This window comes from Alteromonas sp. G4i13, from assembly GCF_054960505.1.
The window spans coordinates 1-292 of sequence record NZ_JBHNYX010000139.1 but is presented as its reverse complement, the minus strand read 5'-3'; the positions used below and the strand labels follow the sequence as shown (position 1 = coordinate 292).

General features: G+C 40.4%; 1 protein-coding gene. It reads left to right on the top strand.

Features of this window, described 5'->3' with window-relative positions; translation table 11 throughout:
• A partial coding sequence (locus ACFI6J_RS21655; RefSeq protein WP_462586415.1) for an IS110 family transposase occupies window positions 1-292 on the top strand: 292 nt, incomplete at both ends.

Genomic DNA, 292 nt, shown 5'->3' with positions numbered 1-292 from the left:
TTATGTCTGCATCATTGATAATGAAAACAACATTCTCGTTCACGAAAAAATCGATGATTCACCCGACAAACTGTTAGCGCTTCTAAAACCTTATCTGGGCAATATCGTTGTTGGTGTGGAATGTATGCACTGTTGGTATTGGGTGTCTGACTTTTGTGAAGAGCACAATATTGATTTTATTCTTGGCCATGCGCTTTACATGAAAGCGATTCATGCCGGTAAAACCAAAAATGATAAGATTGATGCGCTCAAGATTGCCAAGCTCATGCGTGGCGGCAATTTTCCGTTAGCA